We start from the raw sequence: 19,989 nt of genomic DNA, 5'->3' as shown, positions 1-19,989 counted from the left end.
ATCATGTCTTTGCTGTTTAAGGGATTCTTTGCCTGTGCTATAATCTCTTTAATAATAAATCGAATATTCAATCGAAAAGGAGGCGAGAAAATGAGCGATCAAAAAGTTTTGTTTGTGTTGCTGGACGAGTATGCCGACTGGGAAGCAGCTTCATTGGCTGCGGCGCTTAACGAAGAGCCGGAGGGCCAGGGACGAAGATTCGATGTCAAGACGGTGTCGCTGACAAAGGAACCGATCCGATCAATCGGCGGCTTTACGGTGCTCCCGGATTACGGACTGGATGATGCACCGGAAGAGTTTGCGGGACTGATTCTGATCGGCGGCAATTCTTGGCGAAAAGAAGGCAGCGAACGGATCATGAAACTGGTCGGCAAAGCCATCGAAAAGAAAGTGGTGTTTGGTGCAATTTGCGATGCTACGGTATTTCTGGGAAGAAATGGGCTGTTGAATGAAATTCCGCACACCAGCAATTACCTGGAAGACTTAAAGGAAACAGCAGGGGACAGCTATACGAATGAAGCAGGCTACCTGCAGCAGCAGGCGGTCCGGAGCGGAAACGTCATCACTGCCAACGGCTCGGCATTTTTGGAGTTCGGCAAAGAAGTGATGGAAGCCCTTCAATCGGCTCCACAGGAAGAAATCGATGAGTGGTACGACTTTTTTAAACAAGGCTATCACGAATACATGAATACTAAACAATAATGTCAGCTGAATAGGTCACCTTCGATTGTGAGATTAGGCACAATCGAAGGTGGTTTGTTTTTGACGGTGCTTTTGCATGTCAGCCAAAAGGCTGAATTTATCTATTGCAAAGCAGATGCGCTTTCAACTGGCTGCTAATCGGATACGATGTAAATAAAGGGGCCAGGCTTGTCGGCACCAGTGTAAGGGTAAAGAGATAGTCAAGGAGGAATTTAAATGGCCATTACCACACAAAATATATTTGAACCGTATACGTTTACATCCGGTTTGTCTGTCAAAAACCGCATTCTGATGGCACCGATGACCACATCATCTTCAGATCCGAATGGCGATGTGACAGAAGACGAACTAATCTATTACAAAAGGCGTGCCGAAAGCGGACTGGGAGCTGTCATTACGGCTTGTGCACATGTCGAGCCGTTGGGTGTCGGATTTCCGGATCCATTAGGGGCAGACAGCGATGAACGAATTGTCAGTCTGACCCGTTTAGCAACATCCATTCAAGACGGAGGCGCTAAAGCAATCCTGCAGCTTTATCATGCCGGACGCATGTCGAATGAAGACTTGCTGAAAGGCGAACAGCCGGTTGGACCAAGCGCAGTGCCGGCGCCGCGCCCCAATGCGGCGGTTCCGCGTGAAATGACCGAGGAAGAAATTGAAGCAACGATTGCGGCATTCGGAGAAGCCGCCAGACGGGCTATCCAAGCAGGCTTTGATGGAGTCGAAATACACGGCGCCAATACGTATTTGATCCAGCAATTCTTTTCTCCCCATTCCAATGTCCGCACCGACAAATGGGGAGGCGATGTGACTGCGCGCATGGCGTTTCCGATAGCCGTCATCAGATCGATCCAGCAAGCTGTTGCTGAATATGCAGAGAAGCCTTTTGTCGTGGGTTACCGGATCAGTCCGGAAGAACGTGAAGAACCGGGCATCACAATGGATGATACATTGAAGTTTTTGGAGGCCATTGCTGACGAAGGCATCGACTACATCCATGCGTCAGTCGGCAAATTTTTCGGCGGATCGATCCGTGAGGAAGACAACCGGTCACGTGTGGAAATGATCCAACAGCATATTGGCAACCGTGTACCGGTGATCGGGGTAGGGGGCTTACAGACGCTTAAGCAAGTGAAAGAAGCATTGGAAGTCACGCCGTTGGTGTCGCTTGGCCATGCCTTGATCATGGACCCGGACTGGTTGGCGAAAGTGAAAAAAAGCCGGGACGAAGAGATTTTTCAGGCAATCCATTTGAGCAAAAAAGAACAGCTGGATATTCCAGAGAACTTATGGAATATGGTGACCAAGGCACCGGGCTGGTTCCGGATTGAAGAGTAAGAAAACAAGGGACTAAAGGAAGCCGGGGAATTCCGCACTTTAGGGCTGATCTAATAAAAAACGCTGTCTGGATTGATTCCAGACAGCGTTTTTTTGAGTTTCTATAACGAGTTTTCCGCAGTTTTACCGGAAAGTACCGGGCGTTTTCTGCCCATTAGATTGACGATCATGACCCCGCCGATTGCAATGACGCCACCGATAAGCGACAAAGCAGTCGGCAGTTCATGGAGCCACATCCAGGCAACGATAATCGCTACTGCCGGTTCCAGATAAATCAGGCTTGAAACAGAGCTGGCATTAGCAAGTGACAAAGCTGTTGCCCATGTGACATAGGCGATTGCCGCAGGGAATATGCCCACATAAAGAATCGCTAAATGGGCTTCCAGTGTGGCGCTTTGCATGGCACTGAAGAGGCCCGGTGAAAAAATAAGAAATGGCAAAGTGCCGGCCCATGTAAAGTAAGCGGTCAATTCAATCGCCGAGTAGCGTGTCAGCAGCGGCTTCTGGAAAACAAAGAAAATTGCTGATGCAAACGCAGCGACCAATACCAGCAATGCACCATTGGTCAAAGTGAGGGATGCACCTGCAGATCCGAAAGCGATAAACAGAATACCGATAAACCCAATGCCCAGACCCATCCAGCCAAGGCCAGTCAATCTTTCCTTTAAAACAAAAGCCGCAATCAGCGCTGTAAAAATCGGTCCGGAACCGACCAGCATGCCGGCGGTGCCGGCAGAAATCGTTTCCATGCCAAATGTAACGAAGATATGGTACAAGCTGATGCCGATCCAACCGAGAATAAGGATCCGAACGGCATCGCCTTTTTCGGGCAGCCGAAATTTGGTTCCCGGCCACAGTGCATAAATCAGGAACAATGCCGAGGCAATCAGGAAACGGACCAGCACATTCTGTCCTGCGTCATAGCCGCCCTGCAGTCCAACGCGAATGGCGGCAAAGGAAGAGCCCCATATTAAAACTGAGAATAATGCCAATGAAAAAGCTTTTGCGTTCAAGTGATCTCCTCCATTAACCATTGATTGAACCAATGGCTATCCTGCCTGCAATCATAAAACAGACAAAGATTATTATATTCTTTTCAGGAGGAAAAGTCTTCAAGAAGAAACGGTCATTTTGGAAACTCGAACCTGTCAGACAATTTTTCGTCCGCTTCGGCCAAGTGCATAGTAGATGCCATGCTGGAGGCTTTGCAGCGATTCAAAAGTATTCAGGCTGTTTTGGGATTGTGCAATGATAATGGCGAGTTCCGGGGAGATGCCGACAAGAATGACTTCAGTTCCCAACAGCCTCGCAGAAGCGCCAAGTTTATCGATCAACGATGCGGTATGCTCCGTGATGTGCTGATTCAGCCCGCTTAGATCTACCAACAGGTAATCCGCTTTATGCTTCGGCAACTCGGTCAGAGTTTTAAAAATCAAATCTTCAGTCCGCTGTTCATCGTAGCTGCCGATCATCGGCACCACAATAATGCCTTCCAGCACAGGGATGATGGGAGAGGATAGTTCCTTCACCAGGTTCTGAAGAGATTGTGTATGCTCATTGACCCGGGCTTCCAGCTTTCGGATTTGTTCAGCTTCCTGTTTGCGGGACAGCTCATGGATGTTTTGCTGGACGGTCACGGTTGAAGGGAAGTACTCCACAATGCTATATGGCGTACTGTCATTTTGATGCTGAATGATTTTATACCAGAAATTGATGCCGAACAAGCCGGTTAGGACACCGGCATAGTGCGAAGGCACAAAAATGCCTTTTGAGTTTTTGTTTTTCAGCAGGTTCATCTTATACTCCCAATCGTTCTGGATATGCATCGTAAATGTATTTTTTTCATTATCCATTTCAACGATTTCAACTTTGCCCCAACCGGCAGGAGCGTATGTATTGGAGATCCATTCAACAACATTTGATGTATCAATTTGCTTCATGTCTTTGAACCCTTCTCCAACAATGACGCCTTGGCGAAATCCGGTGGTTTCCAAAACCAATTGTGTGGCTTCGATTCCAGAAATGTCTTTAATTGTGTCAAAGAATGTTTCCATTGCCGAGGTCCAAAAGAGAACCACATCTCCTCCTTCAAACAGAACTTCGCCAGTTTCCAAATTCCATTCCAATTCGATGCCACCGACCGTAATGTTTTTTTGGTTCATACCATAAATTCCTCCATCTTTTAAAAATAATTGCAACGTAAATCCTAACTCGTCTTTTCAGTATTCCCGCAAGAATAAACAATATGTCTGGATATGGAATTTTTTTACCCCGGATGAAGCTTCTTCTTTGAGAAATGGTATGCAGTAAATATCTTTTAATGGGAGAGATCAAAAGGATAACTGACCTGAGTCAATTTTTCCGATACGTCCCACAGCCTTCGGGAGATTTCCTGGTCCGTTGCATTGGCATGGGGCGTGCCAAGAGCAGGGTAGCCTTTTCGTTGAAACTGGCCGAGAGGACCGATGTATTCGCCGCCTGTCATGTTCGGTTCTGTCGCCGCATAGATTGTCGATAAAGCGCCCATGCCGGGAGGCTGGAGGAAAAGATTGGCGATGCGTTTAAGAGCTGACGGTATTTCACGCGTGCCAAGCTTTAGGATATTGGTGGCAGAGACGCCCGGATGGCAGGCGATGCTGATGGTTGGGAAGCCATGTGCTTTCAAGCGTTTATCCAGTTCCAAAGCGAAGTACAAATTGGCCAGCTTGCTCTGGTTATAGAATTTCTTTGCGTGGTATCCTTTTGCTCCGTCGAGGTTGTCAAAGTCGATTGAACCCCGGCTGTGTGCCCGGCTGCTGATGGTGACAATCCGGGAGCCAGGGGTGTTTGCCAACAGCGGCAAAAGCAGGCCGGTTAATGCAAAATGCCCCAGGTGGTTGCTGCCGAACTGCATTTCAAAACCGTCTTTTGTTTTGGCATAAGGCGGTGCCATGATGCCGGCGTTATTAATCAGAATATCGAGCTGGTCAAAAGAACTTTGGAACTTGTCGGCAAAGGTTCTCACACTTTGCAGGTCCGCTAAGTCGAGTTGCATCACATCGATTTGAGCCCTGGGGTGGAGTTCAGCCAATAGTGCTCTTGCGGCATTTCCTTTTTCCGTATTACGCACAGCCAAGATGATTCTTGCCCCCATTGCCAGTAGCCCTTTGGCCGTTTCCAATCCAATGCCGCTGTTGCCGCCCGTGATGATGACTGTATTTCCTGTAAGCAAACGATCACTTCCTTTTTTTCAGCCCATTCAATTGGGTTTAGTCTTTAAAGGTTATTTTATCGGTTGTGCGGATTTTTTGGAAATCCCAGGGGAAAGATGTGAATATCACTTTATTATTTATTCAGGAGACTTAGCGGTAGAATGGAGAAAAGGAGGCGGGAACCGGTTTATGGAGATTAAAATTATGGAATTGACCAAAACGTTCAAAGATCGAGTTGCCGTTGACCAGCTTACCTTAGCAATAGGGCAAGGGGAGTTTTTTGCCCTATTAGGTGAAAATGGCGCGGGGAAGACCACCACCATCAAAATGCTGAGTTGCCTCATGGAACCGACAAGTGGGGACGCCATCATGCTGGGCGACAGCATTGTGGAAAATCCGCAAGCGGTAAAGAAAAAGCTGAACATTTCACCTCAGGAAACGGCAGTGGCGCGCAACTTGTCTGTACAGGAAAATCTGGAGTTCATTGCCAGAATTTATGGCAGTACAAAACAGGACGCAGAGCAAAAAGCAATCCGGCTGATGGAGATGTTCGGTTTGGCGGAAAGGGCCAAAAGCAAAGGAAGGAATCTGTCAGGAGGAATGGAGCGCCGATTGAGTATCGCAATGGCCATGATTTCAGAACCGGAAATCATTTTTTTGGATGAGCCGACCGTCGGGCTGGATGTCCGGGCACGTTTGGATCTGTGGCAGATTTTGTTGAATTTGAAAGGGCAGATTACTATTATTTTGACGACGCATTATTTAGAAGAAGTGGAAGCGCTGGCGGATCGCATTGGCATTATGCATAAAGGCAGGCTGCAGGCGCTGGGGACACTGGAGGAATTGAAACACCAGACCGGGCAAATCAAGCTGCAGGATGTATTTCTCCAACTGACAGCAGAGGGGGAAAGTACATGAAGGCCCTAACATTCGCACAGCGGAATCGAAAGGAAATTTTGCGCGATCCCATGACGCTGCTTTTTGGAATGGTTTTGCCGGTCCTGATGCTATGGCTGTTTTCGATGATGTCCGAAAACATGCCGTTTGATCTCTTTACGCTGGAGAAGCTGGCTCCTGCCATCATCGTCTTCAGTTTTTCGTTCATCACTTTATTTACCGGCATGCTCATTGGCCGTGACAAAAGCAGCTCTTTTTTAATGAGGATTTTCGCATCACCGATGGCTGCCACCGATTACCTGATCGGCTATGCATTGCCGCTATTGCCGGTAGCGTTTATCCAGATGTCTGCCTGTTACGGAGCAGCGCTGCTTTTGGGGATGCCATTTACATATGACGCTATTCCTGCATTTGGTTTGCTGGTCATCATTTCATTTCTTTATATCGCATTCGGCCTGTTCTTCGGCACCTTTTTCACGGATCGGCAAGTCGGGGCGATCTTTGCGATCTTCGTCAATGTCACGACCTGGTTTAGCGGAACCTGGTTTGGGCTCGAAATGATCGGCGGTACTTTCGAGACGGTTGCTTACCTGCTGCCATTCGCCCATGCGGTAGATGCTGTGAGGGCGGCGTTTGCCGGCAATTACAGCGAGGTCTTCATAACGATGCTGTGGGTTATTGCGTATACAGTAGTGATTTTCGGCGTAGCGGTATGGGGATTCAGGAAAAGGATGCGCGGATAACTCGGTTTTTGGATGGAACTGTTTAAATTAAAAGACAAGGAGTTTTGAAAATGGGTTATGTAGAAGAACTTCGTGCAGTCGTTGGTCACCGGCCGCTCATCTTCGTGGGCGCAGTTGTGGTGATTGTGGATGGGGAAGGGCGCTTGCTTTTGGAGGAGCGGAAATTTCCGAAAGATTTATGGGGGCTGCCAGGCGGATTGATGGAACTGGGAGAGTCGACGGAAGACACCGCAAAGCGGGAAGTCATGGAAGAAACCGGCTTGACGGTCGATGAGCTGAATTTGATCAATGTCTATTCAGGGCCGCAGCATTTTGTGGTTGCTGAAAACGGAGACGAGTTCTACGTTGTAACGCTTGCCTATTACTCGAATAAATACCAGGGTGAATTGATTGTCGATCGTAAAGAATCGTTGAGCTTCCGATTCTTTTCACCGAATGAACTTCCGGATAAGATGGTCGGCAGCCACCGCGTTGTGATTAAGGAATTTCTCCACAAGCATTATTCATCTGTATTTGCAGAGTGACAAGACAATAATGAACAGAAAAAGCCACTTTCATGAATGAACATGAAAGTGGCTCTTTTACTGTGCAGAGGCATTACTGAAATCAAACGTTACGCCGGTCAGTTTTTCTGAGACTTCCCAAAGTTTCCGGGAAACGGCTTCATCACCGGCTGATGCATGGGGCGTATCCAGCGCCGGATAACCTTTGCGCTGGCCTTTGCCGTCAGGGCCGATGTATTCACCGCCTTTCAAATTCGGATCTGTAGCTGCATAAATGGTCGGCAAAGCCCCCATGTCAGGCGGCTGCAGAAAGTTATGCATTAAGGTTTTCAAGAATTTGGGCGCATCCCGCTTGCCGAACTTAAAAAGGTTGGTTGCGGAAATGCCGGGATGGCAGGACAGACTCATCGATTGCAGCCCATACTGCTTAAAGCGCTTATCCAGTTCCTGTGCAAACAACAGATTGGCCAATTTGCTTTGGCTGTAGAACTTCATTGGCTTATAGCCTTTTGTGCCGTCAAGGTTATCGAAATCGATACTAGCTCCTTTATGGGCAAGACTGCTAAGAGAGACGACGCGTGAACCAGGCGTATTCTTTAGCAAGAGCAGCAACAGTCCGGTTAATGCGAAATGGCCAAGGTGGTTGCTGCCGAACTGCAATTCAAATCCATCTTTCGTTTTGGAGTAAGGAGGAGTCATGACGCCGGCGTTATTGATCAGCAGGTCGAGTGAATTATGTTGGCGCTTAAAACTGTCCGCAAACCCATTGACGCTCGCCAGGTCCGATAAATCCAATTTCATTACAGATATCGATGCTTCTTTATTGTCGTTAAGGATTAACTGGCGCGCAGCTTCACCTTTCTCCGTATCGCGCACGGCCATGACGATGGTTGCACCGCGTTCTGCCAATACTTTAGCGGCTTCCAATCCAATTCCACTGTTGGCGCCAGTGATGATGGCGGTCTTTCCGGTTAACTGTTCCAAACAATCAGCTCCTGAGTAATTTACTTATTCTGCTGATAAAAATACCATGGAGTCCTTCCTACAACAAATTATTGGATCCATAAAATTGATTTTTTTACATATTCGGCTGAAGAGAAGGGTAAAGAGAAAGTATCTGCAAGAAATGGGAGCGATAAGATGGAGAAAAATGAGAAGTTGGCGGGCTTGGCTTTTTTGTTGCTGCTGGGCGGACTTGGTCTGGCTGCCTTGTTTATTGTGTTGTTTGCAGAACTTGCTGAAGAAGTGATGGAAAAGGAACTTGGCCAATTTGACAGTTCGATCATTGACAGCTTTGGGGCCATAGCGGGCGGAACAATGGATAATGTGATGTTCATTATCACAGAAACGGGATCGGCTTGGTTTTTGACTATGTTGTCCATACTTGTCCTGATCGTACTAGGAGTTAAAATGAAAGACAAATGGGGCATGTTGTTTTTTGCTATTGCAGTAGGAGGCGGTTCGCTCTTAACGCTGTTGCTGAAAAATGTATATGACAGACAGCGTCCGAGCATCAATGCTGAAATTGATGCTGTCGGATACAGCTTTCCAAGCGGACATTCGATGGGTTCACTGATTTTTTATGGTTTTGTGATTTACCTGGTTGTCCGGACGCACCAACGGCGGTGGATCCAATGGCTGACTGTCACTTTGTTGGGGATGCTCGTCTTGTTGATCGGCAGCAGTAGAATCTACCTCGGCGCCCATTTTCCCAGTGACGTACTCGCCGGCTATGCAGCAGGTCTTATCTGGTTGATTTTAAGCTTGATCGCTTTAGAGTGGATTCAATGGCATAGCAGAAGTCCGGTGCCACCAGTCCAGGCATTGCGAAAATTATTAGGTCCTCTCTACAGAACAGTGCGGACAAAAATACCTTTCTTCAGGTAAAGAAGAAGTAGTTGGGTGAATCGATAAGGAGGAAAAGAGGATGGATTACAAAAAGATTACAGTGGCAGGAAGCGGCGTGTTGGGAAGCCAAATCGCCTATCAAACAGCGTTTAAAGGATTCGATGTAGTGATCTATGACATCAATGAAGAAGCGATCGAGAAGTCGAAACAACGATTGGCCAAGCTGATGAAAAACTACCGCAAAGATTTTGGCTCAAGTGAAGCGGAAGTGGAGGCTGCATATGGCCGATTGTCTTTCAAAACCAATTTGGCTGAAGCGGTATCCGATGCGGATTTGGTGATTGAGGCGATTCCTGAAGTAACAGACATCAAGATGGCTTTCTATAAGGAACTGGGCAATGCAGCTCCTGAAAAGACAGTGTTTGCGACCAACTCATCGACGTTGCTGCCAAGCCAGTTTGCAGAAGCGACAGGGCGGCCGGAAAAGTTCCTCGCCTTGCATTTTGCTAATACCATCCGTATCAACAACACGGCTGAAATCATGAAGCACCCGGGAACGGCTGACGCCGTGTTTGAAGATATGATTGAATTTGCTGAAGCGATTGGCATGGTGCCATTGCCTTTACATAAAGAACAGCCGGGCTATATTTTGAATTCCCTATTGGTTCCGTTCCTTGAAGCAGCCGAATTGCTGCTGGTTAAAGAAGTGGCAGACATTGAAACGGTGGATAAAACCTGGATGATCGCAACAGGCGCGCCGCTTGGGCCTTTTGCTATTTTGGATGTGGTCGGCATCAATACGGCCCATAATATTGTCCAAGCGAAAGCTGCGGCCACAGGCAAAGCGGAATTCGTAAAACTCGCCGATATGCTGAAGACCGAATACCTGGATAAAGGCAAACTTGGAAGAGAAACAGGTGAAGGGTTTTACAGCTACCCCAATCCAGCTTTTATGAAAGATGATTTTCTGAAAACCTGATGAATGACCGCGAGATTGATCCAATGAATCTTTAAATAAAACAAGCAAAAAAAACAAGCCGTAATTGAAGGGAATCCTTCAATTACGGCTTGTTTTTCATTTCCAGATAGCTGTGTATTTTTTCTTGTATTTCGGCTCATCCACGTTTTCAATCAAGTTCAAGGCAGTTTGTTTAATCTGCTGATCAAGCGTTTCATCATACAACTGCCGAAGCCCCTGCAGAATATCGGAACGGATGAGTGTAAAGTTTTTTTCGTCTTCACAAGTGCGGAAGCGTTCCATTAAATAGTTGAGAACCATTTTTTTTTGAGCGGACCCGGCGAGCGCCACTTTCCAGATTGCCTGCAGGCTATGACGGGCTGTAACGAACTTTTCATCTTTAGTAACTTGCCAAAGGAGAGGAAAGTCTGTGAGGATGCGGTTCTCCGGATCGCTCTTGGCCAGATTAGCCAAGTATTGCGCAGCCCTGGAACGCTGATGATTGTTCGGATGCTTCAAATCTTCAAGCAATTGCTCCCACACTTCATATGCCCAATCGACTTTTTCTTCGGTCAAGATTAGAATTTGTTGATAGGCTTGGTAATTCACGTCTTTATCCGCCGATTTTGAATCCAGAAATAGTTGTTCAATTGCTTCATTCATATCGGTCACCTCCTCCCTTCAGTTAGACAGAATAACGTCCGGGAGTAAAGTGAGTTTTTGCCAAACGTTTATAAATCTCCTTAAATGCTGACAAATTTCCAGCAACAAAAATGTTTCCTGCTGCCATCAGGCTATCAGAAACAAATTGGATCAATTGATGGCGTCAAAGCTTTCTTTAATTTCAGCATTGCCGACATGGCCGGTCAGGCTTTTGACAAGTGTACCGTCTGAGCCGATATAGACAGATGTCGGATAGCCGATGACGCCGTATTCATCGAAAAAGGTTCCGCCTTCGTCCAATAACACGGTAACATTTTCAGCATTCGGGAGCCCTTCAAACCATTTGGCGAAGGACTCGGCGCTTTTTTCTGCATTGGAGCTGGGGGACACAATCGTCAACACAGCAAAATCATTTTCTTCAGCAGCTAAGGTATTCAGTTCTTCCATGCCTCCGAGGCAAATTGAACACCAGGATGCCCAAAATTTCACGTAGACTTTTTGGCCGGCATAATCGGCAAGGTTATGCTGGTTGCCATCCAAATCGATCAGTTCAAAGGAAGGGGCAGGATTGCCATCGTTCAATTCTCCAGCACCTTGGGAACTGCTGCAGGCGCTCAATACGATAAGAAGAAAGAGCAGCAAGATGGATTTTATCGATGCGTTCATTGCAATCATCCTTTACTGTGGAATTGCGGCTCATCTTTTTATACCCCCATCATATAGCGGAACTCCGATAAAAGAAATTAGAGCGCCTCAGGAAGTTTAGAAAACCCCTCTTCTTCTTTATACGAAGAGGGGGGTGGTCAGTCTCCATCGGTATTCAATTGGTCAAGGGCATTTTTCTGGATAATTAAATCCGAAATCCGAAGCTGTTCTGCTGCTGTTTTGACATGAGGTTCACATTCTGCAAATTCAACTTTCTCGCCGGATGACGTGTCGTAACATGTGCCGCTTCCGCTTGGAGAAGTCAGGTCAGGCTTGAAATAAAATTCCTCGACGCGGAACGAACCATCACGGAAAACGGTCAAATTATTGTCTTCGTCGAGCAGAGATTGTCCAAGCATATAAGGAGGGTCGATGTTTACGATATCCAAAATGGTTGGGGCAATATCAATTTGGCCGCCGCTGTTTTCAATGACGCGACCCTCTTCCATGCGAGGTTCTTTAATGAAGAGAGGGACCTGTTGATCCAGTTCGAATAACTCGACTTCGGTTTCAGCCCCCAGTTCTTGGGCCATTTCACTATCGGCTTGTGTTAATCCACTGTCATGGTCACCATAAAACAAGATAAGAGAATCATCCCACATATCCTTTTCTTTCAGCTCTTCAATCATCACTCCAACAGCTCCATCCACGTAATGGATGGTTTCGTAATAACCTCTCAGCAACGGATCTTCATAACCGGTCAAATCCAATTGTTTCAAATCCTCTGGAATCTCATAAGGGGTATGGCTCGACAATGCCACCAGGAAAGCGAAATAAGGTTCTTTCAACTGTGCTGCATGGTCGATGGATGTTGTGAAGAAGTCCTCATCATTCACAGCCATGCCGATTTTCTGGTTATCCGGGAAATCAGGTTGGCTGAAGAATTGATTAAAACCGATGTTTTGATAGAAATCATCACGATTCCAGAAATCCTTCTCGAAAGCATGCATGGCCGCAGTATCGTAGCCGGCATCTTTCAACAATTCTGGCAGCCCGTCAAATTCATTTTCCGCATATTGCGTATAAACGGATCCAGATTTTAATGGTTGCAACGAAGCCAATGTAATGAATTCAGCATCTGACGTTCGGCCTTCGTGCGTCTGATGGTAAAACGATGGGAAGAACAAAGTTTCTTCTTTCAAGGCATTTAAATGGGGAGTCAGTTCCTGCCCATTCACTTGTTGTCCAATCACTGAAGTCTGGAAAGATTCCAGTTGCACAAGGATGATGTTGGGTTTTTCAGAGTCGGATACAGCTGAAGGTGTCTCGGGATCCAGGTCTTTGATCCATGAGGCTTCCTGTGCTGTGATGCTGTCATTAGTGAACAGTCCACTGACACCTTTTGCAAAATCCAATCCATGGTAACCCCAAAATCCAAGCTGGTAATACTCACGCATATTTGAAATCGGTTCATCGACCAGCCACTTTTCTTCGTTGATGTAGCTATTTGCCAACGGAATGGCAAACAAGAGAAAACCAAGGGCAAAGCCAGCTCCCGCAAGAAGTCTTTTTGTCTTACGGGTTGAGGTTTCCTGATTTTTACGGCCAGCAAAAAGGACCAGGGAAAAGAGGAGCAAATCAGCAAAAAAGAATAGATCTTCGGCTTGGATCAAAGTCATAAAGCCGCCCCCGACATCACTCATCTGCGTGACATCAGAAAGCAGACTGATGGACAACAGATCATCAAAATAACGGTAGTACCAAAGGTCGGAAACAAGCAGTGTACTGTGTAAAAACAATAAAAGCATTAAAATCCACCGGCGTTTCCGATAGCTTAGTAAAAGCGTCCAGCTGGACAAAACGACGATGGAAGCAAGGTTTAGGATAAAGAAACTGAATTGGAACTCAGTTCCGGAATAAACACTGAAGAGGACAATTTTTGATATGGACAATACCAGGTAGATCCAGTATTCAAGGAATTTCATGGCGCACCTCCGAACAAGTTAAGCCGCTTTGCCTATGTAAATGAAGCACTTGCCAGTGAACCATTTTTTCTTCCTGCAAAACGAGTCTGTTCTTTTTCATTACCACTTAGCGGGCAAGCAGAAACCTGTAGAGATGTCTGTATTGTGTCAACTAGAGTAGGTTCCTGTTTAGTTTGAATGGAAGGGGGTTTCGGGTATTTAGAAAGAGAGGATAATATCAGATTTAAAGGGATGTTCAGCCAGTGGGATTGCCATTATCAACAGTTGAATTACAGCAGTTAAATGAAGGAGTGTTTAATGTGGATCTATATAGGAACATGCACAACGGCCCGCCGCCAGCCCGCGCAGAATGCCAGTATCCCGTGTTGCCTGTCGGGCAGAACTTTGTAGTGGACTTTGGTAGGCAAAAAGCGCTTCATGGCAAATGGCAAGTCGTAGTGAACGACGAAGCCCCCTTTTACTTGTGCCAGCGTGTTTTTGAAAATGGTACATTGTCAAGGCGGAAATCAGCAGACCATCGACGCAAATTTTTCGAAAGGGAAATTTATCTGGCATTGGAAAAGGAAGAATGAGGAAGAAGAACAGACCGATGAAACCGTCCTGTAACCAGTGGACGGTTTTTTTGTGAGGTTTGGTTTCCGGCAGCTGCAGGGATTTACATCAAGGACTGAAGGAACTCTTTAAAATATAGATAGATTATTTCAAATTTTGCTGTAATATAAAAACATACAACATACAGTAAGGGGAATACATAAAATGAAGAAAAAACACCAAGAGATCGAAACACCTTTTTTATTGGCACTTATTCCGTTAGTGGCCATGATTGCATTAATGGCCGTCACCATTATCGTATTCGAAGGCAGTCCGCATATTCCGTTGGCTGTTGGAACAGTGATTGCAGGGCTCATCGCCTGGCGCATCGGTTATAAATGGGAAACCATCGAAGAAGGCGCATATAAAGGAATCCGTCTTGCTTTGCCCGCAGTGCTCATCATCATCGTGGTGGGCATGATCATCGCATCTTGGATTGGCGGTGGGATTATCGCTACCATGATTTATTATGGTCTGCAGATCATCACGCCTTCATTATTTTTAATGACGATTTGCATCATTTGCGCCATCGTGGCACTTGCCATCGGAAGTTCCTGGTCCACAATGGGAACTATCGGTGTTGCCGGCATGGGGATTGGCGCAAGTATGGGGATCCCGGTTGCCATGGTAGCGGGAGCCGTGATATCCGGTTCTTACTTTGGAGACAAAATGTCACCTTTATCGGATACCACAAATCTGGCGGCGGGCATTACCGACACCAATCTATTCGAACACATCAAACATATGATGTATACGACAATTCCAGGATTGGTTATTGCATTGGTGGTGTACTTTTTCCTTGGCCGCCAATTTGCAGGAGCGGCTATTGATGAAGGCAATATCCAGAACATCTTGTCGGCATTGAACAGCAATTTTGTTATATCCCCCTGGCTATTGCTGGTTCCTGCGGCGATTGTTGTATTAGTGGCGTTGAAAGTACCGGCTTTGCCAGCATTGGTGGTCGGAGTATTCCTAGGTTTCATTTGCCAGATTTTTGTGCAAGGCGGAAATATCGGAGAGGCTGTCAATACACTTCACGACGGTTTTGCCATTGCTTCGGGCAATGAAATGGTTGACGAGTTGTTTAACCGCGGCGGCATCGCTTCTATGATGTTCACGGTTTCGCTGACGATTTTTGCCATGGTCTTTGGCGGTGTGCTGGAACATACCGGCATGCTGAAAGCCATTGTTAAACAAATTCTGAAAGTAGCCAAATCAGCCGGCAGTCTGATTGCAGCGACAATCGTTTCCGCATTCTTCACAAACGCTACTGCTTCCGAGCAGTACATTTCCATCCTGTTGCCGGGAAGAATGTATGCTACAGCTTTCCAGGACAAAGGCCTGCATTCGAAAAACCTTTCACGGGCCCTTGAAGACGGAGGAACATTGACTTCACCATTTATCCCCTGGAATACTTGCGGGGTCTTCATACTTGCCACTTTATCGGTCAGTCCATTTGCGTATGCTCCCTATGCGGTGCTGAATTACGCAGTACCGATCATCGGCATCGTCATGGCTATAATCGGCTATAAAGTTCAATTTTTAACAGAAGATGAAATGCAGCAGTTGAAAATAAAACAGCAACGAATCGATCGCGAAAACGAATTGACAGAAGGCGTTTAGTTTTTCCTTTCCTGCTCTTATGCAAATAAAGCGAGCCACCCTCTTTTGACATTGAAGAGGGTATGGCTCGCTTTTATTTTTATTCTATCCTCGAGCAGGCTCCAAGCCTACAGCCGATTGCTGCGGTTAGTTCCATACAATATCCAGGGAGATGGGAGGTCAAAGGGATGATGTGCCGGCAAACTGCTGGCTTGATCAGGGGTTAGATCCATCCAGATCAATGTTTCGGATTTCACTTTTTCGCTTAAGCGATGCTGCGCTGTTGAAATGGTTTCCCAAAGCCCAGGCTGTTCCATGAGGTCATCCCATGGATAGACGGCATGCAGGTAATAATTCCGTTTATAATCCTTTTTGGCAATCAACACACGGCTCTTATCCCGATTTTCAAAAAATGCCCATTGGGACAAATCGGCATCAGCAAACAAGGCTTGAGAAGCTGGGAACGTGTAGTAGCACTCATAAGGGAATACTTCCCCAGTTTGAATATATAGCTGATTGATCCACTCTTGCTTCTGTGTGAGGTCTGAGAGTTCCTGCCAAACAGCATCACAGGCAAGTGAAGCAACATCCGAGGAAACAGCACTGTAGAGCGTAGACACTTCTGTGAGCCCCAATTTGTCCATGACGCGACGGGCAGAGCCGTTTTCCACTTGTGTATTCGCACCCACCCATTGCACAGCAGGCAGGGACAAAACCTCTTCCATGATATGGGCCATCAATTGTGTGGATAGATTGTTGCCGCGGTAGCGCAGATCACTCCGCATTCGGCCGAGCATAGCATATTGATTGGCGAAAATTGTGTATCCCCCAATGCTGGCAAGCTGGCCATCTTGGAACAGGCCGAATAAGCGGCTGGAGCCTCCGGCTATGCGGTTGTATACCCGAAGAATGTAGTCATCTTCTATTCCAGTCTTCATCTTTTCCAGGTAATGCAGATCTTCCAGGTCCAGCTGGCGAATTAATTTTTCCATGTATGGGCACCCCTTGCTCATGTTGAAAATACTACTTGTATTATATACGGAAAAAACCGTAGCGTGCATGCGTGAGGCCTGCCGAGTTCAGGAAATGAGAAGCTTGCAGAGGGCCGTATGTTTGAGGAACGCGAGCGAGCGGGAAAAGAAAAGACATATTTTAAAGGAGGTTGCCGGCATGACTGTTTTTTCAACGGAAGCATTAGCGCATAAACACGTATTGATTACCGGGGCCACTGGAGGCATCGGCATGGAAACAGCTCGCATATTGGCCGGGATGGGTGCGCGCATCACCATTACGGGCCGGAATAGAGATAAGCTGAAAGAGTTAGAGATGGAGCTTCTCGATCAGGTGTCAGCTGATCGGATTTGTGTGGTGGAAGCGGATTTGACCAAACCGGAAGACCGGTTGCGCCTGATTGAACGAGCAGAAAGTGAACTTGGCTTCATCAATGGGCTGGTGAATTCAGCCGGCGTTTCGGGAGGAAGAGTCGTGGAAGACATTGATGAGGCATTTCTTGCCGATATGATCAACTTGAACTTCGTATCGACGTTCCTTCTGACGCAAGAGGTATACCGGAAGATGATGGAACGTAAAGAAGGGGACATCGTCAATTTGGCTTCCTTATCGGGACTGAGGGGGACCTACGCCAACACGGCTTATTCAGCCAGCAAATTTGCGGTTGTCGGCTGGACCCAATCGATGGCGGTAGGAGCCATTGAATACGGCATTCGTGTCAATGCTGTCTGCCCAGGGTATGTGGATACTGAAATGGCGCGAAATAGCCTGCGCAGAAAAGCGGAAAGAAATCAAACCAGCTTTACGGAAGAATTGGAGCTGGCTGAAAAGTCGATTCCCTCTGGGCGCTTGTCGACTGCTTTGGAAGTCGCTAATACCACCGCTTTTTTACTGACGGATGCTGCTCGGAATATCGTGGGTGAATCGGTTAAAATCTCAGGTGGAAGCGTCTTGAGATGAAGCAGCAGCAGTACTGCTTAGTGGCAAGTACAGCGTTGTATTATCTTTTGCCCTTATACTTGTGTATAGTTAATAGAGTAAAAAAGGAATTTGGACCATTAATGACTTGTTGATTAAAAGGAGACCAGCCATTTGAAAAAAGAAATTGCAGATATTCAGGACATTTTAAAAAAGTCTGAAGGTGTCCATATTTTTTATTATGTGGAAGAACTGGAGCGGTATATTGATAATGCTGTTTCTTATATCGTTTCAGGAATTGAACATGGAGATCAGGTTCTATTCGTCGAAAGCGAACGTTTGTATCCGATCATCTTTAAGCGTGTGAAGGACCTCGTTTCAGAAGAACAGCTAAAGAATATTCATTTCGTCAATAATTTCACCTTTTATTGGCGGAAGGGGAACTTTCATCCTCCTACTATTCTTGCTTATTTTTCAGATTTGGTCAGCCCTTTTATGGAAGAAAATTTGAGCTTCCGTACATGGGGGCACGTCGAGTGGCGGGATGAAACGGAGATTAAACAGAAGATCAAGGAATATGAAAGTGCTGTGGATCAGCTTGTTCCTCAAATCAAGGCCGTTTCGGTATGTGCCTACGATGCGCCAAGGGTTTCAGATTCACTCAAGGAAATTTTGATGAACTCCCATAAATTTCTTATGACAGACGATGACTTTTCATCGATTTCTATAAATGCGATTTAGCATCAATACAAACAGAAAAACCTTTCCTTATTTTATTATCAGGAAAGGTTTTTTGTCGCAAAAAATATTGACAGAATATTGACAATTATACAAAAGGGCATACTATATTAAGTAACAAGACCTTAAAAATGAAAATTGTTCTTGGGAATAAAGGCGAAGTTTGGTGGAACGAAGAAAGGAGGAGCCACAATGGCTGAAACTGGAAATAACCGTCTTTCTTCCATCATAAACGGTATGGAATTGCCTGAAGATGGCCGCAGTAAATTGATGGGCGTTAATCCGTTCACCCATGAAATCATTTCCAAGATTATCTGTGCTACACCTGAGGATGCAAGGAATGCAGTGGCAGGCGCTCATCGTGCATACAGTATGAATATAAAGAAAGTGCCTGCTCATCTGCGGGCTGAAATATTGAAGAAAACAGCCGAATATCTGCAGGCTGAAAGTGATGAATTTATACATCTCCTGTCAAACGAAACTGGCAAGACCGTTAAAGAAAGCCGTCAGGAAGTGGAACGTGCCATTCAAGTGCTGCTTTTTTCTTCGACAGGAGCACAGTCAATCTACAGAGAATTGATTCCTTTGGGAAGTTCGGGAGGTGCAGAAAGCCGACTCGGCATGTCGAAGCGGGTTTCAATCGGAACAGTGGTCATTGTCATGCCGTTTAATCTTCCGCTCAACCTTGTGCTTTATCATATAGCGCCAGCAATAGCAGCAGGAAATACAGTAGTCTTTAGGCCTTCATTAAAAACGGCACGTTCTTCCATATATCTGTACAGGTTATTCGAAAAGGCCGGATTGCCGAAGGGAGCTTTTACCATCGTTCTGGGAGTGGGAGAGGACCTAACTCAAGCATTGGTGACTCATCCGAAAGTAAAAAAAGTGTTTTTTACCGGGAAAGATGAGACGGGTTGGAAAGTGAAGGAAATGGTGAAACGGAAAAAGTTGAAACTGGAGACGGAATCGAAAGTCGTGAATGTCATCTTTGATGATGCTGATTTGGATACGGCGGTCAATGCAGTCGTCATTGGCGGATTTAGGTTTGCCGGACAATCCTTTGTATCCACTCAACGGGTTTACGTACAGGAGATTGTCTATATGGAATTTTTGGATAAGCTGTCTTCCAAAGTGAAAACGCTTAAAATTGGTGATCCACTGGATGAATTAACCGATATAGGCCCGATGATCACCAAAGAGTCCGCTGAAAAAGCGATGGCTTGGGTGAGGGAAGCTATTGAACAAGGTGCGACTCTTTTAACCGGGGGGAACCGGCGTGAAGCTGTGATGGAACCGACCCTTATCAGTCATGCGACAATCCGTATGAAAGTCGTCAGTAAACAGATGCTGGCGCCGGTTGTCAGTGTCATGCCTTTCGATAAAGAAGAACAAGCCCTGACTGGTATCACGGAGTTGAACTTAGACAGATATGCAGCCGTATTCACAGCAGACATCAGAAAGGCGGTGCGTGTGGCTGATGTTCTGGGGAGGGAGGCAGTCTGGATCAACGAAGTGGCAGTCAACCGTTATGATCAAATGCCATATGGTGGTGTAAACAATAGTGGCATGAGACGAAAAGAGACGTATCGTGCTATTGAAGACATGACAGAATTGAAATTAGTCAGTATGCAATTGAAACAGCAATGAGTTTGGAAA

20 protein-coding genes are annotated in these 19,989 nt (G+C 46.3%); 12 read left to right on the top strand and 8 right to left on the bottom strand.

Annotation, left to right across the window (positions count from 1 at the left end):
* The first annotated feature begins 90 nt into the window (after positions 1-90).
* Together H9630_RS14375 and H9630_RS14370 are read left to right on the top strand one after the other, a co-directional pair.
* Positions 91-702 carry a type 1 glutamine amidotransferase family protein gene (locus H9630_RS14375; protein WP_191716182.1) on the top strand — a complete coding sequence of 204 codons (612 nt, stop codon included), beginning with the start codon at positions 91-93 and terminating at the stop codon, positions 700-702.
* A gap of 216 nt (positions 703-918) precedes the next feature.
* Positions 919-2,040 (top strand): NADH-dependent flavin oxidoreductase, encoded by a 1,122-nt coding sequence (locus tag H9630_RS14370; RefSeq protein WP_191716181.1) that lies wholly within the window; start codon positions 919-921, stop codon positions 2,038-2,040.
* 101 nt (positions 2,041-2,141) lie between these two features.
* Here the strand turns inward: H9630_RS14370 and H9630_RS14365 are convergent, their stop codons facing one another.
* The 3 genes from H9630_RS14365 to H9630_RS14355 all read right to left on the bottom strand — a co-directional run bounded on the left by H9630_RS14365 (position 2,142) and on the right by H9630_RS14355 (position 5,251).
* Complete coding sequence (locus H9630_RS14365; RefSeq protein ID WP_191716180.1) at positions 2,142-3,053, bottom strand: DMT family transporter; 912 nt, start codon at positions 3,051-3,053, stop codon at positions 2,142-2,144.
* 135 nt (positions 3,054-3,188) lie between these two features.
* The gene (locus H9630_RS14360) at positions 3,189-4,202 is read right to left on the bottom strand and encodes an STAS domain-containing protein (protein ID WP_191716179.1); all 1,014 of its coding nucleotides are present in this window, start codon (positions 4,200-4,202) and stop codon (positions 3,189-3,191) included.
* A 155-nt stretch (positions 4,203-4,357) separates the two neighbouring features.
* Positions 4,358-5,251 (bottom strand): oxidoreductase, encoded by an 894-nt coding sequence (locus H9630_RS14355; RefSeq protein WP_191716178.1) that lies wholly within the window; start codon positions 5,249-5,251, stop codon positions 4,358-4,360.
* Positions 5,252-5,420: 169 nt separating this feature from the next.
* Here H9630_RS14355 and H9630_RS14350 point away from each other — a divergent pair, with 169 nt between their 5' ends.
* From H9630_RS14350 to H9630_RS14340, 3 genes are read left to right on the top strand one after another with little or no spacing between them, the layout of a single operon-like run.
* Positions 5,421-6,149, top strand: a complete 729-nt coding sequence (locus tag H9630_RS14350; RefSeq protein WP_191716177.1) for an ABC transporter ATP-binding protein — start codon at positions 5,421-5,423, stop codon at positions 6,147-6,149.
* Positions 6,146-6,871, top strand: a complete 726-nt coding sequence (locus H9630_RS14345) for an ABC transporter permease (protein WP_191716176.1) — start codon at positions 6,146-6,148, stop codon at positions 6,869-6,871. The genes H9630_RS14350 and H9630_RS14345 overlap by 4 nt, the downstream gene beginning before the upstream one ends.
* A 50-nt stretch (positions 6,872-6,921) precedes the next feature.
* The gene (locus H9630_RS14340; protein ID WP_191716175.1) at positions 6,922-7,395 is read left to right on the top strand and encodes an NUDIX hydrolase; all 474 of its coding nucleotides are present in this window, start codon (positions 6,922-6,924) and stop codon (positions 7,393-7,395) included.
* A gap of 57 nt (positions 7,396-7,452) precedes the next feature.
* On the opposite strand, the gene H9630_RS14335 is transcribed toward H9630_RS14340, so the two are convergent.
* Entirely contained in the window at positions 7,453-8,358 is a 906-nt protein-coding gene (locus H9630_RS14335; protein ID WP_191716174.1) for an oxidoreductase, read from the bottom strand.
* Between the two features lie 156 nt (positions 8,359-8,514).
* On the opposite strand from H9630_RS14335, the gene H9630_RS14330 reads away from it, so the two are divergent.
* Positions 8,515-9,261, top strand: coding sequence for a phosphatase PAP2 family protein (locus tag H9630_RS14330; protein WP_191716173.1), 747 nt, complete (start codon positions 8,515-8,517; stop codon positions 9,259-9,261).
* Between the two features lie 40 nt (positions 9,262-9,301).
* Positions 9,302-10,201: a 3-hydroxyacyl-CoA dehydrogenase gene (locus tag H9630_RS14325; RefSeq protein WP_191716172.1), complete on the top strand. Its 900-nt coding sequence runs from the start codon at positions 9,302-9,304 to the stop codon at positions 10,199-10,201.
* 96 nt (positions 10,202-10,297) lie between these two features.
* Here the strand turns inward: H9630_RS14325 and H9630_RS14320 are convergent, their stop codons facing one another.
* The 3 genes from H9630_RS14320 to H9630_RS14310 form a co-directional block, all read right to left on the bottom strand.
* Complete coding sequence (locus H9630_RS14320) at positions 10,298-10,843, bottom strand: hypothetical protein (protein ID WP_191716171.1); 546 nt, start codon at positions 10,841-10,843, stop codon at positions 10,298-10,300.
* 150 nt (positions 10,844-10,993) lie between these two features.
* Entirely contained in the window at positions 10,994-11,509 is a 516-nt protein-coding gene (locus H9630_RS14315) for a TlpA family protein disulfide reductase (RefSeq protein WP_191716170.1), read from the bottom strand.
* A 137-nt stretch (positions 11,510-11,646) separates the two neighbouring features.
* Positions 11,647-13,473, bottom strand: coding sequence for an LTA synthase family protein (locus H9630_RS14310; RefSeq protein ID WP_191716169.1), 1,827 nt, complete (start codon positions 13,471-13,473; stop codon positions 11,647-11,649).
* A gap of 299 nt (positions 13,474-13,772) precedes the next feature.
* On the opposite strand from H9630_RS14310, the gene H9630_RS14305 reads away from it, so the two are divergent.
* Both H9630_RS14305 and nhaC read left to right on the top strand, forming a co-directional pair.
* Complete coding sequence (locus tag H9630_RS14305) at positions 13,773-14,045, top strand: hypothetical protein (RefSeq protein ID WP_318248002.1); 273 nt, start codon at positions 13,773-13,775, stop codon at positions 14,043-14,045.
* Positions 14,046-14,229: 184 nt separating this feature from the next.
* A complete protein-coding gene (nhaC, locus tag H9630_RS14300) occupies positions 14,230-15,687 on the top strand; it encodes a Na+/H+ antiporter NhaC (RefSeq protein WP_191716168.1) in 1,458 nt (485 codons plus the stop codon).
* Between the two features lie 107 nt (positions 15,688-15,794).
* On the opposite strand, the gene H9630_RS14295 is transcribed toward nhaC, so the two are convergent.
* On the bottom strand, positions 15,795-16,658 hold the full coding sequence (locus H9630_RS14295; protein ID WP_191716167.1) for a GNAT family N-acetyltransferase: 864 nt from the start codon (positions 16,656-16,658) through the stop codon (positions 15,795-15,797).
* Positions 16,659-16,836: 178 nt separating this feature from the next.
* Between H9630_RS14295 and H9630_RS14290 the strand changes: the two genes are divergently transcribed.
* The 3 genes from H9630_RS14290 to H9630_RS14280 all read left to right on the top strand — a co-directional run bounded on the left by H9630_RS14290 (position 16,837) and on the right by H9630_RS14280 (position 19,980).
* Positions 16,837-17,637, top strand: coding sequence for an SDR family NAD(P)-dependent oxidoreductase (locus H9630_RS14290; protein WP_191716166.1), 801 nt, complete (start codon positions 16,837-16,839; stop codon positions 17,635-17,637).
* Between the two features lie 132 nt (positions 17,638-17,769).
* Entirely contained in the window at positions 17,770-18,336 is a 567-nt protein-coding gene (locus tag H9630_RS14285; protein ID WP_191716165.1) for an MEDS domain-containing protein, read from the top strand.
* Positions 18,337-18,525: 189 nt separating this feature from the next.
* On the top strand, positions 18,526-19,980 hold the full coding sequence (locus H9630_RS14280; protein ID WP_191716164.1) for an aldehyde dehydrogenase family protein: 1,455 nt from the start codon (positions 18,526-18,528) through the stop codon (positions 19,978-19,980).
* The last annotated feature ends 9 nt before the right edge of the window (positions 19,981-19,989 follow it).

The sequence above is a fragment of the Planococcus wigleyi genome, assembly GCF_014836985.1.
GTDB lineage: Bacteria > Bacillota > Bacilli > Bacillales_A > Planococcaceae > Planococcus > Planococcus notacanthi.
This window is presented reverse-complemented; position numbering and strand designations above follow the sequence as displayed.